The sequence below is a fragment of the Winogradskyella marina genome, assembly GCF_015645385.1.
GTDB classification, from domain to species: Bacteria; Bacteroidota; Bacteroidia; order Flavobacteriales; family Flavobacteriaceae; genus Winogradskyella; species Winogradskyella marina.
Window position 1 is genome coordinate 169533 of sequence record NZ_JADOET010000002.1, and the last position, 21764, is coordinate 191296.

The window sequence follows — 21764 nt, forward strand, 5'->3', positions numbered from 1 at the left end:
ATACACAGCGAATAGCTCTCAATGAAATGTTAAATCTCAGCTGCTTCAGCTACTAAAACATCATTTTTATCCGCTTTTGCTTTATCTATAAACTCATTAATAGCGTCATTTTTCTCTAAGCCATTTTTAAGCAACACCTTTAACGCAATTATAGTAACGATACGTGTACCTGCTTTTTTTACAGCTGTGCCAAATAACGGCTCTAAATCATCGTACGAAACCTCTTTAGCTAGCTCTTGTATCTCTGCCTTAACTGTTTGTTGCTTTTCATCAGATAATTTAGTGTATTTCTTTCCAAATTGTTGAATAACACTAATAGCTGAGCGTTTCTGCTGTTGTGGTTTAGGTTTATTCTGATTGTTTTGAGGTTTAGGTTTTTGTTTTGCCCAACTATCTCTTAGTCCAACCGTTTTATTAAATACCAATTTTTCTGCTGTAGAATCATCATCGACATTAAAATAACCTAAACGCTGAAACTGGAACCGCTCACCTACTTCAACTTCTGCTAAACTCGGCTCCAAATAACCTGTTTTTATAGTTAAAGATTTTGGGTTTATAAATGCCATAAAATCCTTATCCTTTTGGCTATCTGGCGACTCGTGCATAAACAAACGATCGTATTCTCTAACTTCGGCTGTAATGGCGTGTTTTATAGATACCCAATGCAAGGTGCCTTTTACTTTTTTAGAGGTGTCTTCATCATAAGTACAATGGATTTCTGTAATGTTTCCATTGGCATCTTTAACCACTGAATTCGCTTTGATGATATACGCGTTTTTTAATCGAACTTCACCACCAAGTTTTAACCTAAAATACTTACTCCCTGCTTCTTCTTTAAAATCGTCTTTTTCGATATAAATTTCTCTTGAGAATGGTACTTTTCTATAACCAGCGGATTCATCTTCTTGATTATTTTCGGCTTCTAACCATTCCTCTTTGTCTTCAGGATAGTTAGTAATCACTACTTTTATAGGATCTAAAACCGCCATAACACGATTAGCTATTTTGTTTAAATCTTCACGAATACAAAATTCTAAAAGTGATACATCAATGACATTTTCGCGTTTAGCAACACCTACTTTTTCAATAAATTTTCGAATAGAATTTGGTGTATAACCACGTCGACGTAAACCAGAAATCGTTGGCATACGTGGATCGTCCCAACCCGATACAATACCTTCTTCCACCAAACGCAATAATTTACGCTTGCTCATTATGGTATAACTGAGATTTAAGCGTGCAAATTCGCGTTGTTTTGGAGGCATTGGTAACTTGTCTTTAGCATAATCATAAACATGATCTCTAAACCAATTATAAAGCTCTCTATGCGGTTTAAATTCTAATGAACATAAACTATGCGACACTTGTTCTATATAATCGCTTTCGCCATGCGTCCAATCGTACATTGGATAAATACACCAATCGTCACCAGTTCTGTGGTGTTTTGCAAACATAATACGATACATAATAGGATCTCGCATTAACATATTTGGATCTTCCATGTCGATTTTAGCACGCAATAAATGTGTACCAGCTGGAAATTTTCCGGCTTTCATACCTTCAAATAATTCCAAATTTTCTTCAACACTACGATTCCTGTATGGACTATTGGTTCCCACTTGTGTTGGTGTCCCTTTTTGTTCTGCCATCACTTCAGACGATTGCGAATCAACGTACGCCTTTCCATCTTTTATCATTTGAACTGCCCACTCGTATAACCTCTGAAAATAATCAGACGAGTACAATTCATTTTCCCATTGATAACCTAACCACGAGATGTCTTTTTTAATAGCATCGACATATTCTTGCTCTTCTTTGGCAGGATTGGTATCGTCGAATCTTAAATTAACAGGTGCATTATAAGTTTCACCTAATCCAAAACTAATACCAATGGCTTTGGTATGACCAATGTGTAAATAACCATTTGGTTCTGGTGGAAAACGAAAACGTAGCTTCTCTTTTGGTAAACCGTTTGCTAAATCTTCTTCTATGATATGCTCAATAAAATTGAGTGATTTTTTTTCTTCTGACATCTTTATAGGCATTAGGTAATAGGAATTAGGAATGAGACAAATATCCTACATCACTAAATCGTGGGTAAAATTAAACAAAATGTAACATTTATTCATCATTTTAGACTGATAGTATGAACCAAAAAACGATTATAGATTATGAATTATAAATGTCCTAAATGCCATAATACAACTTATGAAATAAGCGAAATGAGAGCGACAGGTGGAAGGTGGTCTAAAATATTTGATATTCAGAATAAGAAATTTAGCTCTGTAACTTGTAAAAAATGTAGTTATACTGAGTTTTATAAGGCTAAGACTGGTGCTTTGAGTAATATTTTTGATTTATTTACGAATTAAGTTAGCAGGTTTATGAATATAGACTTAAGACCGCTTCGCTGTTAGAACCTAGAATAAAGACTTATTTAGTGGTAACTGATAAAATTTTGTCTTTATTTGATTATTATGATTTTAACTCTTTCTCATGAATGTTACTTCGACTACACTCAGTGACCATAACCGACGTCGCTCAAAGAAATACGCGTAACATTCAAATTAGTAGAAAGTAAGGCAGATTCATCAAGAAATTAATTCCTCATAATTTATGAAAATTTATTTTAAAATAGGTGAGGTTTTAAAGAAGCATAAAAGAATTTTTAAATAATTAACATCTATTTATCAATGAGTTACAATTTAGTCTTTGTTCTAGGTTCTAAAAGCGAAGCGGTCTAATATCTTTTATATTATTTTTGCCATATGGGAATAATAAAAGTTGAAAATATAAGGGTATTTGCTAACCATGGTTGTTTAAAAGAAGAAACAGCAATTGGTAGCGATTATCGCGTAGATTTAAAAGTAAAAGCGAACTTAAAAACATCTTCAAAAACGGACGAACTCAGTGATACTGTAGATTATGTGTTTTTAAATAAAGTCGTTAGAGACGAAATGGCTATACCTTCTAAACTTTTAGAGACGGTTGCTAAGCGTATTTTAAACCGTGTTTTTAAAGAATCTTCTATAATAACAAAAGCCACAGTTGCAGTGAGTAAAATAAATCCTCCAATTGGTGGTGACGTTGAGATGGTTACAATTAAAATGAGTCAAAAGCGAAAAAAGCAAACCTATTTAGGCTAAAACATATATAATTTTTATATTTGCGCTCTCAATAAATTTATTGGGATTATTAATAAGGTGTCGTGGCCGAGTGGCTAGGCAGTGGTCTGCAACACCATCTACAGCGGTTCGAATCCGCTCGACACCTCAAGAAAGAGATACTGAAAAGTGTCTCTTTTTTTATTTATACCTTTTTATAAAAACGTAATTAAGGATAGCACTATCTATAACGATTCACTCGAAACTTTTGGAGATACAACACCTCAGGAAATTTATTATTAATCAATAGGATTAACCTTCTCAATCTGCTCAATACTCTTTTCATAAACCTCAGGAAAAAGGCCTTGAACTAAAAGAAAAATACCAAAGACTAAAATGACTAAAGACACAATTTTCTTAGTCTTAAAAACGCGCCTTGGTGTTAATTTACTACGTAATCGTTTTGCTGCGGCAATTTTTACTAAATCTGATAAAAAATACGAAATTAACATCGTTGTAATAAAGATCGTTACCCCATTTTCAGAAGTTGTAATAGACGTCCCAATTACAATAAAACCTAACCAACCTAATAGCACTCCAATGTTAATAAAGTTGAGTAAAAATCCTTTTACAAAAAGTTTACCATAATCTTTCTTTGGCAGTTGAATTCTATGATGTTCTCTTACAATTGATCGGAACGATTTTGAAGTTTTTATAAAGCTAATTAGCCCGTAAACAACAAGTAAAACACCTCCAAAAACCAGTAGTTTAGGATCATCTTTAATTTTATCTAATAGTGAATCCGTGCTAAAAAGGATGACAAAAATAAAAACAATATCTGCGAAAATAACACCAAGATCAAAGACAACAGCACTCGTAAAGCCCTTTGTAGCACCAGTTTCTAGTAATACAAAAAAAACTGGACCAATGGTAAAGGCTAAAATTATTCCGAAGGGAATAGCTGTTAAGATATCGTCTAACATGTAAAACTTGCGGTTTACACAAATGTAAGAAACTCAACGGAAATTACATACGTTTTATTTTTCCGCCTAGGATAGTGCTTTCGTCAACTTGTTTGGGTTTTCCGTAAATATACACGTTACCACCTGCTTTTATCCTAACATTTGCGTAGGCTGTTGCATGCACATACGCTTCACCACCAGCATTTATACTGATTTCTGTTTGTTCAGTAACAAAATCTTCACCATTTAAATTACCACCTGTATAAATTGAAATATCTTGATTTTTAGAAGTTCCTGAAACATTAATAATACCTCCTGTTACTGCTCTTAGATTAGCGTACGTTGTTTCTAATGCTGCTGTAATTTCTGCACCTTCTTGTACTCTAAGATCTAACTCATATTGTTTAATAGGTTCTTTAACAGTTACTTTTGCTCCTTCGTTGGCATCAATTTCATCAACTGACGTATAATATAGCAATACAACCGTATCGTTTCCATCATAGCTTTCTCTAAGATTCATTCTTATTTTAAGTGTTCCGTTGTTATTTACAACTTCTACATCCTTTTGATTTTTACCTGAAATAACGACTTTATTTTCATCAGAAGCCATCATTTTAAGGTTAATTAAATCGAACACTTTTACGGTTGAAAATTCACCTACAGCCTTTTCAATTGTTGCTTGAGAATGACCAATACTTCCTAATGAAAATGCTATAATTAAGATGATATATTTCATATATAGTTAAATTTATTTTATGACAATTATCTTTTTACTGAACATCCATTTTAATTGAATTTGATCTCCAGATTGTTTTTTTACAATACGTCTTTGTGGTGTTAAAATTACAGTAATCACTGCAGATAAAACGGCTAAAACCATTTGATTGATATCTACAAAAATAGCTTGAATGCTAAATCTTACCATGATATATATAACGGCAAATATTAAGAAAACGTATAATCCTGCTTTTGTACTTGTCTTCATAATTAAACGGCAACTTTTACGGCTGTTCCAGTAATTGAAACAATTAATGTATTTGTAGTTGATAGTGTTTCAATATCTATTTGCACACCTACAACAGCATTAGCACCAATAGCTTTAGCATTATCTTGAAGTTTTTGAAACGCTTCTTCTTTAACATGTTCTAATCCTTTAGCATAGGCTTCATAATATTTTTGCGAACTGAAAATATCCTTAAAAGACATACTTTTTCCTTTGTAGGAATGTGTAGAATTAAAAGAAATACCAGTAACTATACCTAAATAATCTATGATGTTATGATTTTCTATTGAATTGGTTGTGGTAAGAATCATATATGGTTATTTATTTATAAGTATTGTTTTAAGTTAAAATATAGCAGTTTATAAAGAAAGGTTCTCGATACATTTTATTCATTCTTCATAAAACACTCGAACTGACGTTATTTATCACTTCCTTTAGGTTTACCTACCATATAAAAATCTAAATGTTTTTTAGTTAAATCTGCATTCTTAACTTTTACAATAACCTCGTCACCAAGCTGGTACATGGTTCCTGTGTTTTTACCCATCATAGCGTATTGATCTTGATCAAACTGATAGTGATCGTCTTTCATATCTCTAACACTCACCATACCTTCACATTTATTAGAAATGATTTCTATATAAATTCCCCAATCCGTGACTCCAGAAATTACACCCAAAAATTCTTCGTTTTCATGATCTTGCATAAAACGAATCTGCATGTATTTTATAGAATCGCGTTCGGCCTTAGTCGCTAAATATTCCATATTACTAGAGTGTTTACATTTCTCTTCGTAAATGTCTTGATTTGCCGATTTTTCACCATCTAAATACTGTTGTAAGAGACGATGTGCCATCACATCTGGATAACGACGAATTGGCGACGTAAAATGACTGTAATAATCGAATGCTAAACCGTAATGACCAATGTTATGTGTGGTATATTCGGCTTTAGACATGGTTCTAATTGTTAAGGTATCTACTAAATTTTGTTCCTTTTTACCTTCAACATCTTTTAATAAATTATTTAAAGAGGATGAAATACTACCTTTATCTTTAAAATTTAATTTATGTCCAAAACGTGCCACTACATTTTGTAATTGTGCCAGTTTCGATTGGTCTGGCTCATCGTGAACACGGTAAACAAATGTTTTTTCCGGTTTTTTCTTTCCGACAAATTCAGATACTTTTCTATTGGCTAATAACATGAATTCTTCAATCATTTTATTAGCATCTTTACTCGTTTTAAAGAAAACTCCAACCGGATTTGCATCCTCGTCTAAATCGAATTTTACTTCAACTTTATCAAAAGAAATGGCACCTTCTCGCATTCGTGTTGAACGCATTTTTTTTGCCAACCTATCCATAACTAAAACCGCTTCTGCTATATCTGGTTTGGTTTTATACTCTTTTCCTGTTAGAGAAACTTCTTTTGGAATATTAAGCTTTATGAGATCTCTCGACTTCGCTCGAGATGATAAATTGTACTTTGGATTATTTTCTATGATGGCTTGTGCTTCTTCGTAAGCAAAACGCGCATCAGAATACGTAACAGTTCTTCCGAACCATTGGTCTTTAATTTCGCATTTATCATTCATTTGAAACACGGCAGAAAAGGTATATTTTTCTTCATGTGGACGTAACGAACAGGCTCCATTAGATAACACTTCTGGCAACATAGGAACAACACGATCTACTAAATAAATAGATGTTGCACGCTCGTAAGCTTCATCGTCTAAAATAGTTCCTGGTTGTAAATAATGTGAGACGTCTGCAATATGAATTCCTACCTCATATAAGCCATTATCTAAGACTTTAAAAGATAATGCATCATCAAAATCTTTAGCGTCTTTAGGATCTATGGTAAAGGTTAAATCTTTACGCATATCCCGACGTTTTGCTATTTCTTCTTCTGTAATTGATGTATCTATTTTATTAGCAAAGGCTTCCACCTCGTGAGGGAATTCTAATGGTAAACCGTATTCTGCCATGATAGCATTAATCTCTGTACCATGTTCTCCAGGTTTTCCTAGAACCTCAATCACTTTTCCGTTTGGTGAATCTGCTTTTTCTGGCCAATCTTCTAAAGATACTAATACTTTATCTCCATCTTCGGCCTTTAATGTTTTATTGATAGGTACAAAAATATCTGTGTACATTTTGCCACTATCGGCAACTACAAAGGCAAAATTCTTTTTATCGTGAATTTGAATGGTCCCCACATATTCTGTGCGTGCACGTTTTATAATATTGGTAATTTCTCCTTCTTGTTTACCTCTATGTTTTCTTCGATACGCGTAAAATTCTACTTCGTCACCATCTAAAGCTTTATTAATATTATTAGAGGCGATGAAGATATCTTCTTCAAAATCATCTGAAATAATATAGCCATTTCCTTTAGAAGCCAAATCTAAAATACCAGTATGATATTCGGTATTTACAATGGCTTTAAATTTGCCACGATCTACTTCTTCAATCTCTTGTTTGGCTTTAAGTTGTTGAAGTTTTTTTATAATTTGATTGCGACTACTGGCATCATTTACACCGAGTTTAGCTGCAATTTGTTTATAGTTAAAAGCTTGATTTCTATCTTTTTTTAGAATACCTAAAATGGTATTTGTAAGGTTGGAAATCTTATTCTTTGATGATTTCCTTTTTTTCTTTTTTGTCATTTAATTTGTAATCATATTCATTTCCTATAAGTGATAGGAATTCTTATTTAAAACTTAATCAAGGCGAAGAGAGGTTATTAAGTTTACACAAAGTTACGTTTTAATTTTTTAATAGTGTTTAGGTAGTGTTAAATTAATGAAAAAACGCTGTAAAATCTACAGCGCTTTTATTTAAAGTATGTAATAAAAACTATTCTATGATTAGCTTTTTAGAGGCTTTTCCTTTATTTGTATCTATTTCTACAACATATAAACCAGAAGCTAATTTAGACGTATCTACAACAGATTTTTTAGACGTTAAAACCTGTTGACCTAAGTTGTTGTAGATAGTTACATTTTTTAGTTCTGTAGTGTTATTTAATTGAATGGTAAACTGATTTTTCGTTGGGTTTGGGTATATTTTAAAAGATTCTAAAATATTATTTTGTGTAGATAAAGCTGATTCACTGATATCATAGACTCTTACATAACTATAACTAGCAGGATATCTTCTTATATTAATGGCTAATATACTTCCATCTGATGATAAACTTACTGCACTTCCTACAAAATAATTAGGTACATCCTCATATATATCTGTACCTATTTGTATCCAAACATCTTCTATATTTTTATATATTCTTATTTTACCTAAATTAGAATTACTTCCATCAATAGCAGGTGCGCCAACAGCCAATATTGAACCATCAGAACTTAAACTTATAGAACTACCTAATTGATCGTCAACAGCTTCTCCATCTATATCCACACCTACTTGAGTCCAAATATCACCTATATTCTTAAAAATTCTTACATGTCCTGAATTAGAACCATTTCCATCATTTTTAGTGGCAGCAATAGCTACTATGGAACCATCTGCACTTAATCTTACAGAACTACCTGATTCGTCATAATTAGCTTCACCATTAATATTAGAACCTATTTGTGTCCAAACATCACCAATATTTTCATAAACTTTGACATAACTTGAATAATTACCATAATAAGAATTGCCTGTTGCACCAATAGCTAACACAGAACCATCAGAACTTAAACTCACTGATTTACCAAAATTATCATCTTGATTTTCTCCAAGTATTATATTACCAACTAATGTCCAAACATTTTCTATAATTTTGTAAACTCTTACTAAACCATAATCAGTACTTCCATATTCAGGAGCTCCAATAGCAAGGATTGTTCCATCAGAACTTAAACTTACTGATTTACCAAATCTTTCGTACCAAGAACTACCTTCAATATCTTGTCCTACTTGTATCCAAACACCTCCAATATTTTCATAAACTTTTACATGACCTGAACCTTCTCCATTACTATCATTACCATGTGCACCAATAGCTACAATTGTTCCGTCAGAACTTAAACTTATGGAAGTACCAAACATATCCCAACCTGCGTCACCTTCTATATCAGTACCTATTTGCGTCCAAATACCTTCAATATTTTCATAAATTCTTACATGACCAGCATGAAAACCATTATCATGATTACCAGGTGAACCAATAGCTAATATTGAACCATCAGCACTTAAACTTACTGTATCACTTAGACTTTGATTATGATCTTCACTTTGAATATCTTCACCTATCTGTACTTGACCAAAATTTATAAAAGGAATTAAAAATAATAAGAATAATAAGTTTTTCATTTTTTATAAATTTAATAGCTAAACAATTTATTAAAATTATTAAATTTTTTCTAAAAATTGTAGTTATCAACATATATATACATATCATCTTTTTTCTTTTAAAATTTAAAAAATAAAATAGTGGTTATTATAGTCTGTTAATAGTTGCTATAACTTTTTGACGTTTTATTTTGAATACTCATAGTTTACAATTTACTACCTTTTAGTTAACATTAAATTTACTTATAACTGCTTCATTTTTAAGTGAAACTAAAAAGCTATTAACAGGTGTTAATAACCGATGTTAATAGAATTAGCTGATATGTTTATTTCAAAATCTTGTTCATTTCGTTACAAATGATGTTTAATAACTCTCTTTAAAAAAATGGTTAACTAATTTGGTAATCTCACTTGTATTTTTGTTTGAAAAAATAAGTGGATAAACCTAATTTTTGTTTTCAAGAGTTGTGAACAGTTATTAACATTTAGTTATCATTTTAAGTTGTACTTATCAACACTAATTAATAACGCTTACTAAAATCATGATTATCAAAATTAAAACTTATGAATAAGTAAACCATTATTAGTTATGCCTAGTTGTAAGCAATTATTAACTTTGATGTCTAATAAGTAAAGACCATATATTATGACCATCTCAATAGGAAACGATCACGCAGGACCAGATTATAAATTTGCCATCGTAAAGCATTTAGAAGCCAAAGGACACACCATAACGAATTATGGAACGGATAGTTTAGATAGTGTAGATTATCCAGATTTTGTACATCCTGTAGCTAAAGATGTTGAAGATAAAAATGTAGATTTTGGTATATTAGTTTGTGGTAGTGCCAACGGTGTGGCTATGACAGCTAATAAATACCAACATGTAAGAGCTGGTGTGTGTTGGACCAATGAAATTACAGAATTAACACGTTTACATAATAATGCAAATATTATCTGTATTCCAGCACGTTTTACCTCTATTCCACAAGCGATTAAAATGGTAGATACCTTTTTAGAAACGGAGTTTGAAGGCGGTCGTCATCAAAACCGAGTAGATAAGATACCTCTGTCGTGTTAACTATAAGATATCAATTTTAAATTGATATAAAATGAGCCACTCACACTCACATAATCATTCGCACACTCACGATTTAAATGGTCGTAACTTATTAATTTCTATTATTTTAAACATTGCCATTACAGCTGCTCAAGTTGTTGGTGGTTTATTGTCTGGTAGTTTAGCGTTGTTGAGTGATGCCCTTCATAATTTTAGTGATGTGGTCTCTTTAATTATAAGTTACATTGCTAATAAACTTGTAAGAAAAAAAGCGTCTTTAAAACGCACCTTTGGTTATAAACGTGCCGAAATTTTAGCCGCGTTCATTAATGCTTCTACTTTAATCATTGTTGCTATACTTCTTATTGTTGAAGCTGTAGAACGTTTTCAAAATCCACAACAAATTGAATCGAATTTAGTCATATGGTTATCTGTAGTTGCCATTTTAGGAAACGGTTTTAGTGTCTTATTATTAAAGCAAAACGCAGATGATAATATGAATATGAAAAGCGCCTACCTTCATCTTTTAACAGATATGATGGCAAGCGTTGCCGTTTTGGTTGGCGGATTATTAATGATGTTTTATCAAATTTGGTGGATAGATAGTGTGTTAACCTTTGCGATTGCCATTTATTTGGTTGTTATGGGTTGGGATTTATTAAAGAATTCGTTTAGAGTACTTATGCTATTTACTCCAGAAGCCACTTCGATAAAAGCTATAGTTGATGATATACAAACTATTAAACCTATTAAAAACGTGCATCATGTGCATATTTGGCAATTAAATGAACAAGAAATTCATTTAGAAGCCCATTTAGACTTTACAGAAGATATAACCTTGTCTCAGTTTGTTGTTATACTTCAACAAATAGAAGAACTAGTGTTTAATAAGTACGATATTAACCATATCAACATTCAACCAGAATTTGGAAAACTAGGTGATAAGGATATTATTGTTCAAGATTAAATGGTACTAAGACAAAACATTTTATGCTAGAAATAAAAGTAAAAACCTTTAACGAATTAACAACTCAACAACTTTACGATCTTCTACAACTACGAAGTGAAATCTTTGTCGTGGAGCAGGATTGTGTGTATCAAGATATAGATGGAAAAGATCAAAAAGCACTTCATGTTTTAGGCTATAAAAATGACGTTTTAGTGGCTTATACACGTGTATTTAAACCAGGTTTTTATTTTGATGAATCTAGTATTGGTAGAGTCGTGGTGCAACAAAAAGCGAGGAAATTTAAATATGGTTATGATATAATGAGAGCCTCAATAGAAGCCATTAAAACGCATTATAATGAGGATATTATTAGAATTTCTGCCCAAACCTATTTAAAAAAGTTTTACAATACTTTAGGATTTTTTGAAGTAGGAGAGGAGTACCTAGAAGATGGTATTCCGCATATAAATATGATTAAATCTTAATTATTTTTTTTCGTAAATACGTGTCACTAAAATTTCTACACGTCTATCTAAGTGAGGTTCACCTCCAAGTGGTGCTTTTCTACGCATACCAGAAAATTTCATTCGGTAATGTTTAACGCCTTTATCTACTAAATAATCGTAGATAGATTTTGCACGTGCAACAGATAGATTACGTTTTTTTGTTTTACGATCTATCGCATCTCTTTCACCTTGTGTACAGCATACATGGCCTTCAATAGTGAAATAAACATTAGTACGTTCTACTAAAATTTCAGCAATTCTATCGAGTATAATTTTAGATTCTTTTGTTAAGTAGCTATAGCCAGTTCTAAATAATAAGTTTTCTAATAGAATTTTATCACCTTCTTTTAAATCACCTTTTAATAAATCTTCAGCCTTGTTTACAACAGGTTTTTCTTCTTTAGGTTTTGGTGGAAATACTGGAGTTACAATGATTTCTACTTTACGGTTTAAACCTCGTATTTTGTTAAGATCATTTTCTTTAATAATATTGACTAAAATTTTACCCTTTCCGTCGACATTAGTCATTTTAGTCTCATCAAATTCATTATTAGAAAAGACTTCTTTTATGGCATCTGCTCTATTTTGAGATAAAACGAGATTATAATTATCACTACCTCTATCGTCAGTAAAGCCGTAGATAGAAATTTTTTCTATATCGACATCTTCAATTTTAGATAAAAATAATAATAATCTACTGTGTTCAGTTTCAGGAATATCGTGCTGATCGGTTTCAAAATACACCTCGTGCTTCAATTCTTTTTGAGCAAAAGAAAGTTGAAAAAATAAGCATAAGAGGATAATTAGGGGTTTCATGTTTCTATTATAATTTTCTTACTTATAGAAAATAGTTGTGACGCTAAATATAAATAATTTTAGTGCTATCTCAAAATACTTGCATATTGTGAAGGGTTATTAAGAATACTTAAAGCTTTTTTAATTTCTGTATTATTAGCAGTGTAATAAGTATAAAGGCCTTCACTATAAAAATAACGTTTAATTATTTCGTCTGTAAGTAACGATTTTAATTGTGTTTTATTGTCGTCAATTGCATTTTCTTTATACGATTTTAAAGCTTCATTTAAAGCGTTAAATTCTGAATCAATTTCCGTTGCAAGTGCTTCTTCCTTAGCTACAATAAGTGCATTATGTAAGGCAGTTTCAGTTTTAGTTTCAAAATTAAAACCACTTGATTTTATATAATTTTTAAATTTTTTAAAGTCTGAATCTTGAAGTGAAAAGCTTTTTAAATCTTTAATTTGATGATTGTAATAATAATCGGTTGCATAGTTAAACACTAAATTTTCATTCGATATTGCTTTGGTAATTGGTGTTTGTTTGGCAAATTCTACTTCTATATCTGGTTCTACACCTCCTCCATCAAAAACAGAGCGTCCATTTCTGGTTTTAAATGCATTGTAATTTTCTTGTAATGTTCTTATGGCTTTACCATCTTCATCACGATTCCAATAATCTAAAGCTTGAATACAACGACCAGATGGTGTATAATATCTAGAAATTGTAATCTTCATTTGCGTTCCGTATGTCAATGGTTTAGGACGTTGTACTAAGCCTTTTCCAAAACTTCTAGTACCAACAACCACAGCACGATCCATATCTTGTAAAGCTCCTGAAACTATCTCGCTTGCCGATGCACTTTTACCATCAATTAAAACCACTAATGGAATTTCGGTATCAATTGCTTCGCGCTGAGTATAATAGGTTTTATTGTATTTTTTTACTTTAGATTTTGTGGTGACAACTAACTGATCTTTGGGTACAAAAATATTTGTGACGTTAACCGCCTCGTGCAATAAACCACCAGGATTACCTCTTAAATCTAAGATTAATTGCGTGGCTCCTTGATTTTTTAAAGCTTTAATAGCTCTTAGTGTTTCCAATGATGCTTTATCATTAAACTTTCTTAGTACAACATAACCGGTTTTTTCATCGACCATTGAGTAGTGTGGCACGGCTTTAATTTCTAAAGACTCTCTAATAATTGTTACCGTATTGGTTTTGCCTTGTCTGTTATAGGTTATAGAAACTTCTGTTCCTGCAGAACCTTGCAATAAGTTGGCAGCATCATCTTTAAAATCGGCAACATTAACGTTATCTACTTTTATTATTTCATCTCCAGCTTTAAGTCCGGCTTTATCGGCTGCATAATTTTGGTAAGGTTCTACAATAACCAATTTATCTTCAAGGGTTAATACTTTTGCACCAATCCCTGTATAATCGCCTGCATTATTAATTCTAGAGGCTTCTACGTCTTGTTCGTTATAAAACTGTGTATAAGGATCTAAATCGTCTAACATGCTCTTAATAGCAGTGTCCATTAACTCACCAGGATTGGTATCATCTACATAGTTCATATTAATTTCCTTAAAAAGCGTGGTAAATATTTCTATTTGCTTAGCAATTTCAAAAAAATCGTTTTTAAAGGCTGTTGTACCAAAAAAGATAAGTACAGCTAAAACAGGAATGAGTAGTTTTTTACGAAGCAGTTTTTTCATGTGTCAGAAGTATTTGGATCTGATGGTTTTACCAAAAGTTCATTTTTAGCTAAAAATTTTTTAAACAACAATTTGATGCTACGATCTAGTTTATCAAAAGTTGTTCCATCTTTACTAAGATACAAAATCATAAACGCATAAGAATTAGAACTTGTGTTAAAGTATAATGGTTTATTAAGTCTGTATGCTTCACGTAGCAAGCGTTTAATACGGTTTCTAGAAACTGCTGTTTTATGCAATCGCTTACTAACAGAAACACCTGTTTTTAATGGTGAGCCATCTTCAAATTCGGTTTTAAGATACACCAATCTAAGCGGGTAAGCCGTTACAGCTTTGCCTTCGGTAAAAAGTTGTTCTATGAGCTTTTTACTTTTTAGTTTGTCTTTTTTTGAATAGTTAAAGGTCACTTTTAGTTCATCAGGTTTAACAAAAATAAAAAACCGCATCAACATGATGCGGTTTTGATCCATTTATATTACAGTGTTTACTTAATTGTAAACACATTATTATTTCTATCAACATCTGCCATCATCTGAGAATTATCAATTTCAACAGATTTTACAGCTTTTTTAGCATCAAAAGTATAGGTTGGTATTGCCCAAGCCCAATCGTTAATTATCGTCGCTGAGGTTGGCTTTTCGCCACGCATCATTTGTAACGGAATGTAAAAATCTTCTGTTGTTCCATCTGTATAAGTTACCGTAAGATCTATAGGCATTGGCATTAAACCAATGCGTTCTAATGTTATGGTCTGACCTTCTACGGCTTTTACACCATAATCTATAGTGTTTGTGGTTTGTGTAAAATCTATAAAGTACCAATCCAATTCAAAATCTGTAATGCGTTCTGCAGTTCTAATGATATCGAATGGTTTTGGATGCTTAAATTTAAAATCTTGATAATATTTTTTAATGGTTTTATCTAAGTTGTCATCACCTATAACATAACCTAATTGTGCTAAAAAAACAGCACCTTTACTGTAAGCCGCTGCTCCATAAGCTCGGTTTAAAGCATAACGGTCAGAGTGTGTTGTTAAGGGTTGCTCAACACCAGAATTTGCAAGCGCTATATAACCTTTATAAGCACTAGCAAGCGGCTTAGGGTTTTTGTTTTCACGAAGTGAGTTTATCGCTAAATTAGAAATATACGTGGTAAAACCTTCATCCATCCATTCGTGTTTAGACTCGTTAGTAGCTAAAATAAATTGAAACCATTTATGTGCTAACTCGTGAGCTGTAACACCTAATAAACTACCATATTCACGTTCACCTGTAATAAGTGTACTCATGGCATATTCCATACCTCCATCTCCACCTTGAATCACTGAATATTGATCGTATGGATAGTCTCCAATGTTTTCACTAAAGAATGTCATTAATAAAGCGGTATCAGCTTGTAACTTTTTCCAATTGTCTAAATATTTTTGTGCTAAAGTGCTCTTATAATAAAAGTGAAGTGTTGGACCATTTGGCATTTTCAACGAATCATGTATATAATCTAAATCTGCAGCCCAAGTAAAATCGTGCACTTTTGGTGCTATAAAATGATGTGTTTTCTTTCCAGATTTTACCGTTGGTTCTCCTTGTCGATATCCTGAACCACCAACAATGTAATCTTCATCAATAGTTAATTTTACATCAAAATCTCCCCAAACACCATGAAACTCTCTTCCGATATATGGATCTGCATGCCAGCCTTCATCATCATACTCAGCTAATTTAGGATACCATTGAGACATAGATAAAGCGACACCTTCTGAGCTATTTCTACCAGAACGACGAACTTGAACAGGAACCTGTGCATCAAAGTCCATTTCAAAAGTTACTTTTTCTCCAGGTTGAATAGGTGCATTTAATTGTACTTCTAAAACAGTTCCTACAGTTTCATAAGAAATAGATGTTCCGTTTTGTTGTAAAGAATTTACTTTTATGTAACCAATTTCATTGGGTTTAAGTTTACTTATACGATCTCCAACACGACGATCTGGATCGGCGATAGTACGAGAGCGTACATCCATTTCACTACCGGGTTGAAAAGCATTAAAAAACAAATGGTAATACACACGATTCAGCACATCTGGTGAGTTATTGGTATACACCAATTTCTGCTTGCCTTTATACTGGTAGGTATTAACATTCATATCAATTTCCATAGCATAATCGACATGTTGTTGCCAATAACTACTTGTAGACGTATTCGTTGTTGTAACCGCTTTGATTGGCTTTTCAGTAGCACCACAAGAGGTTAATATTAAAATTGAAAAAAGGTTAATAATAAAATATCTCATAAAAAAAGGGTTTTCTTATTATAATTTTGAAGCCATTATTAAGGCATTATACGCATTAACTATTTTACCAGTTGTAGATAAATCTGAAAATGATTTTACGTTAGATGAATCTCCACCAACAACCACTTTAGTTGTAATAGGTAAACCAGATTCTAAAATGACTTGTTTAACTTGTGCAGCCGTTAATTTTGGATAGTAAGAACGTACTAAAGCTGCTACACCAGCAACTGCAGGTGCTGCCATTGATGTTCCACTTATACTTTTATATTCATTTTCTGGAAATGTAGAATAGATTGCAGATCCTGGTGCAAAAACATCAACATTCTTTTTTCCGTAATTAGAAAATCCTGAAACAATATTAGAACCATATTTAGAAGTTAAAGAACCGACTCTAATATAGGTGTTAGAAACTTCAACAAAATTTACATTATCATCAGGGAAATTAGGCTCTACATCAATATTTTCACTTGAGTTTCCTGCTGCATGTACAAATACAACATCATTATCTGATGCGTATTTTATAGCATCTCTAACCCATTCTGCATGTGGAGAAAATGATTTACCAAAACTTCCGTTAATAACTTTAGCTCCATTATCTACAGCATATCTAATGGCTAAAGCAACATCTTTATCGTACTCATCTCCGTTTGGAACAGCTCTAATAGACATAATTTCTACATTATTAGCAACACCATTAACTCCTAAACCGTTATTGCGTTCGGCTGCTATAATACCTGCAACGTGTGTACCATGAGATTCCGATTTTTTAACAGGTTTTACATTTCCGTTACCATAACCTATATCTGATAAATCATTAATATCATCACCAGTTGTACGACCAGAAAAATCTTTATTCAAGTTAAAATTTAAACGTTCATTTATACTCACTAAAGCCTCATTAATTTCAACTTTAGCATCTGCTAAAGTAAGGTCGCTTGCATGCATTCCATTTGCGATTTGAACAGCCTGCATTATGGCTTGATCTTCAGTTTCTATAGCGTTAACCTCTTCAATTGTATAATCACTTTTACCAAAGTGTTTTGTTAACGTTTCATGTGCACCATTTACAGCTTGTGCAATTTGGTCGTATTGCATTTTTCTACCGCTCCACATTTGGTAATCTTCCTCATATTGAGCTTTTGCTGCATCATAACTTGGATTAGACGTGTCACCAGAAGCTAAAATACGTACAAACTCTAATTGCTCATCATAGGCATCTCCTAAGAAATTCCAACCATGTACATCATCTACATAACCATTGTTATCATCATCTTTTCCATTATTAGGAATTTCGTCTTTATTTGTCCAAAGAACTCCGTTTAAGTCTTCATGATCGATGTCTACACCAGAATCTATAACCGCTACGATTACACTTTTACCTTTCTTATTTTTAATGATTTCGGTATAAGCTTTATCAACACTCATACCTGGAATAGTATCGTTTACAAGATCTAAATGTCCCCAATTCTTAGCTTCAGCATCTGTTAATTCTGTAACTTTTAGTGGAGCTGTATCTATGTTTTCAATTGGTGTAGAAAGGATTTCTCCTGTACTACCACATCCTAAAAATAATGTTCCTGCAAATCCTAAATAGGCTATTACTCTATGATTAAATTTCATGTTTTTTGTATTGTTTTTTTATGCTTTTAGTTAAATAGTTCGTTTGTTGTATATGTGTCGTTTAGTCGCACTCCTTTTTCAGTGTGCTTAACGGTTATAATTTCGTTATGTGCATCGTGTTCTAAGAACAAATAAAAGTTGTTATCTGCTGCCATGTTTAAAAACAACTCTTTTTCGTCTAGTGTTAACAAAGGTCTGGTATCATAACCCATTACAAATGGCAGTGGTAAGTGACCAACGGTTGGCAATAAATCTGCCATAAAACAAATGGTTTTTCCTTTGTATTGTATCATAGGAATCATTTGTTTATCGGTATGACCATTGGCAAAAAACAGATCAAATCCTAAGTCACAATTTTTTAAAATATGCGACTCTGGAACATCAGTAAATTTTAATTGACCACTGTCTTCCATTGGTAAAATATTTTCCTTAAGAAATGAAGCTACTTCACGTCTATTAGGTTCTGTTGCCCATTTCCAATGATCGGCATTACTCCAGAAATTAGCATTTTTAAAAGCAGGCTCATATCCTGTTCGATCTTTATTCCATTGAATACTGCCTCCACAATGATCAAAATGAAGATGCGTCATAAACACATCTGTTATATCATCGCGATGAAACCCATGCGACGCTAAGGATTTGTCAATAGAGTCATCACCATAAAGAAAATAATAACCGTAGAATTTATCGCTTTGTTTATTGCCCATTCCGGTATCTATTAAAATAAGGCGATTACCATCTTCAATTAACAAACAACGTGCTGCAATATCTATCATATTGTTGTTGTCTGCCGGATTGGTACGTTGCCACAAAGATTTCGGAACAACACCAAACATAGCACCTCCATCGAGTTTAAAGTTTCCAGATTGAATAGGGTATAACTGCATTGGCAAAAATTTTGTAAAGTTTTGCAAAGTACTAAAAGCTTAAAGACTAATTGTTGTTAGCCTTAATAAATTAGAGGATATTTAACAATTAAGACTTATATATTCGCTTTTCTATTCTAAAAAATATTTACTTTTAGAATGACAAAATGAATTAGCGATGAAACAGATACCAAAGTCTCCATTAAAAATGAAGAAAATTAAGTTGTTGCGTTTTGGTCGGGATTTTAAACCCGATCAACAAGTTATCTTACGCGACTACTTAGCCATAGAACGAACACGTTTAGCTAACGAGCGAACGCTTTTGTCTTATATCCGATCTTCGCTGTATTTATTGTTAGGTGCTATTGCGTTATATCAACTTAAAGAATTTGCGAATTTTCAATACTTAGCGCTTACAGCAATTATATTTAGTGTGGTCTTTTTTATTATTGGCGTTTACAGGTTTACCTTATTAAAGAAGAGTTTAAAACGGGTGTATTATAAATCTGAAGAAAAAGAAGAAGCACAAAAGAAAGAGGAATAACGAGAACACACAATCTTCACACGATTTAATTTGAAAGGATCTATAAAAATAGAATTTAGTACTTTCACGCAAAATGTAAATAGATGTTAGAATTAGCAGGAATTATAATCCTTGGAATATTAGCACAATGGGTCGCTTGGAAATTTAAAATTCCGGCAATTTTACCCTTAATATTAATAGGATTATTGGTTGGACCGATTGCAGCTGAGTTTTTAAGTGAAGATAAAACCAAGTGGATAGAACCTATTTGGAATGGCACAAATGGACTATTTCCAGGCGATAGTTTGTACTACTTTGTATCGCTTGCCATAAGTATCATTTTATTTGAAGGTGGATTAACCTTAAAACGTTCCGAAATTAAAAATGTAGGACCTGTTATTACCAAATTAATAACTGTCGGTTCTGCTATTACCTTCTTTGGAGCTGGTATTGTAGCACATTATACCTTTAATTTAAGTTGGGATTTATCATTTCTGTTCGCAGGTCTTATTATTGTTACAGGACCAACAGTGATTACTCCTATTCTACGAAATATTCCACTTAAAAAGGATGTCTCAACCGTTTTAAAATGGGAAGGTATTCTTATCGATCCTATTGGCGCCTTAGTGGCCGTTTTAGTCTTTGAGTTTATAAGTGTTGGAGGAGATAGTGGTTTTACCAAAACAGCTTTAATGGAATTTGGTAAAATTGTATTATTTGGTACCACATTCGGATTTACATTTGCACACGCTTTAGCCTTTGCTATTAATAAAAAATTGATTCCGCATTATTTATTAAATGTGGTATCACTTTCAACAGTACTACTTGTTTTTGTTGAATCAGAATTATTTGCGCACGAATCTGGGTTACTTGCTGTGGTTGTTATGGGCATGGTTTTAGGAAATAGTAAATTAGACAACCTTAAGGAACTGCTTTACTTTAAAGAATCGTTGAGTGTATTATTGATTTCAATTTTATTTATTCTTTTGGCAGCAAACATTGATATTGAAGACTTAATGCTGCTATACACTTGGGATACGGTTATACTTTTTGCTATCGTTGTCTTTGTTGTAAGACCATTAGCGGTTTTTGTAAGTACGCATGGCTCTAAACTTAAACTCAACGAAAAAGTATTTATAAGTTGGGTTGGTCCTCGTGGTATTGTAGCAGCTGGTATCGCTTCACTTTTTGGAAGCAAATTAATGAAACAAGGTGTTGAAGGTGCAGAATACATTACTCCTTTGGTCTTTATGATTGTTTTAGGAACTGTTTTATTAAATGCCACAACAGCACGTTTATTTGCAAGATTAGTTGGTGTGTTTTTAAAGAAATCTAATGGAATTTTAATCGTTGGAGCGTCAAAATTATCGCGATTGTTAGGACATTATTTAGTTAATAATGGTAGGCATGTTGTATTAATAGATAGCAATCAAAATAATATAGATAAGGCTGAAGAATTAGGTTTAGAAGCCTTAAGCAGTAATATTTACGCAGATACCTTGTCAGATAATATTGAACTTAATGATGTAGGTTATATTATGGCTATGACGGGCAACTCGGACATTAACGCCTACGTTATTGAAAAATTTAGTAAAGACTTTGGTGAAAATGGCTCGTATAGATTGGTCACTTCAGATGAGATGAATAATCCTGAAAATAGCCCAAAAGAAGGTCTGTTTTCTCCTACTGATGACTATATTAATTTAACAGAGGTCATTCGTAAATATCCTGCTATTCAAGAAATAGATATACATGATGTAGCGCACTATGAAGGTTTAATGGAAATGGCAAGTAAGGATAAGTACATTATTCCATTATTTATAAAAGATGATGAAGGCATGCTTCATATTATTTCTGTACATAATACAAGAAGCGATATTGTAGGACAAAACTTTATGTTGGTGTATTTAGGGAAGCCTTTTGATGTTGAAAAGGTATCTACTGAAGATTATTCAGCGCCTCCGACAGATTCAATTTCTAATTAGAATGAATTAAAAGAACTAATTAAACTAAAAAAGATTCCTACAATAGCAGGAATCTTTTTTGTTTATAAATTTTGAGGTTTTAGCT

At 32.4% G+C, this 21764-nt stretch carries 20 protein-coding genes and 1 tRNA gene; 8 read left to right on the forward strand and 13 right to left on the reverse strand.

Annotation, left to right across the window (positions count from 1 at the left end):
• Nucleotides 1-29: 29 nt before the first annotated feature.
• The gene (locus ITJ86_RS03940) at nt 30-2033 is read right to left on the reverse strand and encodes a glutamine--tRNA ligase/YqeY domain fusion protein (protein ID WP_195870311.1); all 2004 of its coding nucleotides are present in this window, start codon (nt 2031-2033) and stop codon (nt 30-32) included.
• A 138-nt stretch (nt 2034-2171) separates the two neighbouring features.
• Between ITJ86_RS03940 and ITJ86_RS03945 the strand changes: the two genes are divergently transcribed.
• From ITJ86_RS03945 to ITJ86_RS03955, 3 genes are all read left to right on the forward strand, one after another.
• On the forward strand, nt 2172-2372 hold the full coding sequence (locus tag ITJ86_RS03945) for a zinc ribbon domain-containing protein (RefSeq protein WP_195870312.1): 201 nt from the start codon (nt 2172-2174) through the stop codon (nt 2370-2372).
• A gap of 396 nt (nt 2373-2768) precedes the next feature.
• Nucleotides 2769-3146 (forward strand): dihydroneopterin aldolase, encoded by a 378-nt coding sequence (gene folB, locus ITJ86_RS03950; RefSeq protein WP_195870313.1) that lies wholly within the window; start codon nt 2769-2771, stop codon nt 3144-3146.
• A gap of 56 nt (nt 3147-3202) precedes the next feature.
• Nucleotides 3203-3273, forward strand: a tRNA-Cys gene (locus tag ITJ86_RS03955).
• Nucleotides 3274-3403: 130 nt separating this feature from the next.
• Here ITJ86_RS03955 and ITJ86_RS03960 read toward each other — a convergent pair.
• The 6 genes from ITJ86_RS03960 to ITJ86_RS03985 form a co-directional block, all read right to left on the reverse strand.
• Nucleotides 3404-4087: a LysE family translocator gene (locus ITJ86_RS03960; protein ID WP_195870314.1), complete on the reverse strand. Its 684-nt coding sequence runs from the start codon at nt 4085-4087 to the stop codon at nt 3404-3406.
• Between the two features lie 43 nt (nt 4088-4130).
• On the reverse strand, nt 4131-4802 hold the full coding sequence (locus ITJ86_RS03965; protein ID WP_195870315.1) for a head GIN domain-containing protein: 672 nt from the start codon (nt 4800-4802) through the stop codon (nt 4131-4133).
• A 12-nt stretch (nt 4803-4814) separates the two neighbouring features.
• Nucleotides 4815-5051 (reverse strand): hypothetical protein, encoded by a 237-nt coding sequence (locus ITJ86_RS03970; protein WP_195870316.1) that lies wholly within the window; start codon nt 5049-5051, stop codon nt 4815-4817.
• A gap of 2 nt (nt 5052-5053) precedes the next feature.
• Entirely contained in the window at nt 5054-5380 is a 327-nt protein-coding gene (locus ITJ86_RS03975; RefSeq protein ID WP_195870317.1) for a YbjQ family protein, read from the reverse strand.
• Nucleotides 5381-5487: 107 nt separating this feature from the next.
• Nucleotides 5488-7740 carry a ribonuclease R family protein gene (locus ITJ86_RS03980; RefSeq protein ID WP_195870318.1) on the reverse strand — a complete coding sequence of 751 codons (2253 nt, stop codon included), beginning with the start codon at nt 7738-7740 and terminating at the stop codon, nt 5488-5490.
• A 190-nt stretch (nt 7741-7930) separates the two neighbouring features.
• Nucleotides 7931-9388: a T9SS type A sorting domain-containing protein gene (locus tag ITJ86_RS03985; protein WP_195870319.1), complete on the reverse strand. Its 1458-nt coding sequence runs from the start codon at nt 9386-9388 to the stop codon at nt 7931-7933.
• 625 nt (nt 9389-10013) lie between these two features.
• Between ITJ86_RS03985 and rpiB the strand changes: the two genes are divergently transcribed.
• Genes rpiB through ITJ86_RS04000 form a run of 3 tightly spaced genes read left to right on the forward strand, consistent with a single transcriptional unit; the run spans nt 10014 to nt 11861 of the window.
• Nucleotides 10014-10448 carry a ribose 5-phosphate isomerase B gene (rpiB, locus tag ITJ86_RS03990; protein ID WP_195870320.1) on the forward strand — a complete coding sequence of 145 codons (435 nt, stop codon included), beginning with the start codon at nt 10014-10016 and terminating at the stop codon, nt 10446-10448.
• Nucleotides 10449-10479: 31 nt separating this feature from the next.
• A complete protein-coding gene (locus ITJ86_RS03995; protein WP_195870321.1) occupies nt 10480-11394 on the forward strand; it encodes a cation diffusion facilitator family transporter in 915 nt (304 codons plus the stop codon).
• Between the two features lie 23 nt (nt 11395-11417).
• The gene (locus ITJ86_RS04000) at nt 11418-11861 is read left to right on the forward strand and encodes a GNAT family N-acetyltransferase (protein WP_195870322.1); all 444 of its coding nucleotides are present in this window, start codon (nt 11418-11420) and stop codon (nt 11859-11861) included.
• Here ITJ86_RS04000 and ITJ86_RS04005 read toward each other — a convergent pair whose 3' ends face one another.
• The 6 genes from ITJ86_RS04005 to ITJ86_RS04030 form a co-directional block, all read right to left on the reverse strand.
• Entirely contained in the window at nt 11862-12698 is an 837-nt protein-coding gene (locus tag ITJ86_RS04005) for an OmpA family protein (protein ID WP_195870323.1), read from the reverse strand.
• Nucleotides 12699-12763: 65 nt separating this feature from the next.
• Nucleotides 12764-14398: a S41 family peptidase gene (locus tag ITJ86_RS04010; RefSeq protein ID WP_195870324.1), complete on the reverse strand. Its 1635-nt coding sequence runs from the start codon at nt 14396-14398 to the stop codon at nt 12764-12766.
• Nucleotides 14395-14844, reverse strand: coding sequence for a ribonuclease P protein component (gene rnpA / locus ITJ86_RS04015; RefSeq protein WP_230080213.1), 450 nt, complete (start codon nt 14842-14844; stop codon nt 14395-14397). The genes ITJ86_RS04010 and rnpA overlap by 4 nt, the downstream gene beginning before the upstream one ends.
• A 38-nt stretch (nt 14845-14882) precedes the next feature.
• Entirely contained in the window at nt 14883-16685 is a 1803-nt protein-coding gene (locus ITJ86_RS04020; RefSeq protein WP_195870325.1) for a M1 family metallopeptidase, read from the reverse strand.
• Between the two features lie 18 nt (nt 16686-16703).
• Complete coding sequence (locus ITJ86_RS04025) at nt 16704-18305, reverse strand: S8 family peptidase (RefSeq protein ID WP_195870326.1); 1602 nt, start codon at nt 18303-18305, stop codon at nt 16704-16706.
• Nucleotides 18306-18331: 26 nt separating this feature from the next.
• Nucleotides 18332-19192: an MBL fold metallo-hydrolase gene (locus ITJ86_RS04030; protein ID WP_195870327.1), complete on the reverse strand. Its 861-nt coding sequence runs from the start codon at nt 19190-19192 to the stop codon at nt 18332-18334.
• Between the two features lie 157 nt (nt 19193-19349).
• On the opposite strand from ITJ86_RS04030, the gene ITJ86_RS04035 reads away from it, so the two are divergent.
• Together ITJ86_RS04035 and ITJ86_RS04040 are read left to right on the forward strand one after the other, a co-directional pair.
• Nucleotides 19350-19715: a DUF202 domain-containing protein gene (locus ITJ86_RS04035; RefSeq protein ID WP_225035952.1), complete on the forward strand. Its 366-nt coding sequence runs from the start codon at nt 19350-19352 to the stop codon at nt 19713-19715.
• 83 nt (nt 19716-19798) lie between these two features.
• Nucleotides 19799-21679, forward strand: a complete 1881-nt coding sequence (locus tag ITJ86_RS04040; RefSeq protein WP_195870328.1) for a cation:proton antiporter — start codon at nt 19799-19801, stop codon at nt 21677-21679.
• Nucleotides 21680-21764 lie beyond the last annotated feature (85 nt).

Bases quoted from the DNA above. Each gene is read 5' to 3' on its own strand.
- ITJ86_RS03995 (WP_195870321.1), top strand. From the start codon at position 10,480: ATGAGCCACTCACACTCACATAATCATTCGCACACTCACGATTTAAAT.
- ITJ86_RS04030 (WP_195870327.1), bottom strand. From the start codon at position 19,192: ATGCAGTTATACCCTATTCAATCTGGAAACTTTAAACTCGATGGAGGT.
- ITJ86_RS03985 (WP_195870319.1), bottom strand. From the start codon at position 9,388: ATGAAAAACTTATTATTCTTATTATTTTTAATTCCTTTTATAAATTTT.
- ITJ86_RS04025 (WP_195870326.1), bottom strand. From the start codon at position 18,305: ATGAAATTTAATCATAGAGTAATAGCCTATTTAGGATTTGCAGGAACA.
- ITJ86_RS04035 (WP_225035952.1), top strand. From the start codon at position 19,350: ATGAAACAGATACCAAAGTCTCCATTAAAAATGAAGAAAATTAAGTTG.
- ITJ86_RS03945 (WP_195870312.1), top strand. From the start codon at position 2,172: ATGAATTATAAATGTCCTAAATGCCATAATACAACTTATGAAATAAGC.
- ITJ86_RS03960 (WP_195870314.1), bottom strand. From the start codon at position 4,087: ATGTTAGACGATATCTTAACAGCTATTCCCTTCGGAATAATTTTAGCC.
- ITJ86_RS03970 (WP_195870316.1), bottom strand. From the start codon at position 5,051: ATGAAGACAAGTACAAAAGCAGGATTATACGTTTTCTTAATATTTGCC.
- ITJ86_RS04010 (WP_195870324.1), bottom strand. From the start codon at position 14,398: ATGAAAAAACTGCTTCGTAAAAAACTACTCATTCCTGTTTTAGCTGTA.
- ITJ86_RS04020 (WP_195870325.1), bottom strand. From the start codon at position 16,685: ATGAGATATTTTATTATTAACCTTTTTTCAATTTTAATATTAACCTCT.
- ITJ86_RS03965 (WP_195870315.1), bottom strand. From the start codon at position 4,802: ATGAAATATATCATCTTAATTATAGCATTTTCATTAGGAAGTATTGGT.
- folB (WP_195870313.1), top strand. From the start codon at position 2,769: ATGGGAATAATAAAAGTTGAAAATATAAGGGTATTTGCTAACCATGGT.
- ITJ86_RS04040 (WP_195870328.1), top strand. From the start codon at position 19,799: ATGTTAGAATTAGCAGGAATTATAATCCTTGGAATATTAGCACAATGG.
- rnpA (WP_230080213.1), bottom strand. From the start codon at position 14,844: ATGCGGTTTTTTATTTTTGTTAAACCTGATGAACTAAAAGTGACCTTT.
- ITJ86_RS03975 (WP_195870317.1), bottom strand. From the start codon at position 5,380: ATGATTCTTACCACAACCAATTCAATAGAAAATCATAACATCATAGAT.
- ITJ86_RS04005 (WP_195870323.1), bottom strand. From the start codon at position 12,698: ATGAAACCCCTAATTATCCTCTTATGCTTATTTTTTCAACTTTCTTTT.
- rpiB (WP_195870320.1), top strand. From the start codon at position 10,014: ATGACCATCTCAATAGGAAACGATCACGCAGGACCAGATTATAAATTT.
- ITJ86_RS04000 (WP_195870322.1), top strand. From the start codon at position 11,418: ATGCTAGAAATAAAAGTAAAAACCTTTAACGAATTAACAACTCAACAA.
- ITJ86_RS03940 (WP_195870311.1), bottom strand. From the start codon at position 2,033: ATGTCAGAAGAAAAAAAATCACTCAATTTTATTGAGCATATCATAGAA.
- ITJ86_RS03980 (WP_195870318.1), bottom strand. From the start codon at position 7,740: ATGACAAAAAAGAAAAAAAGGAAATCATCAAAGAATAAGATTTCCAAC.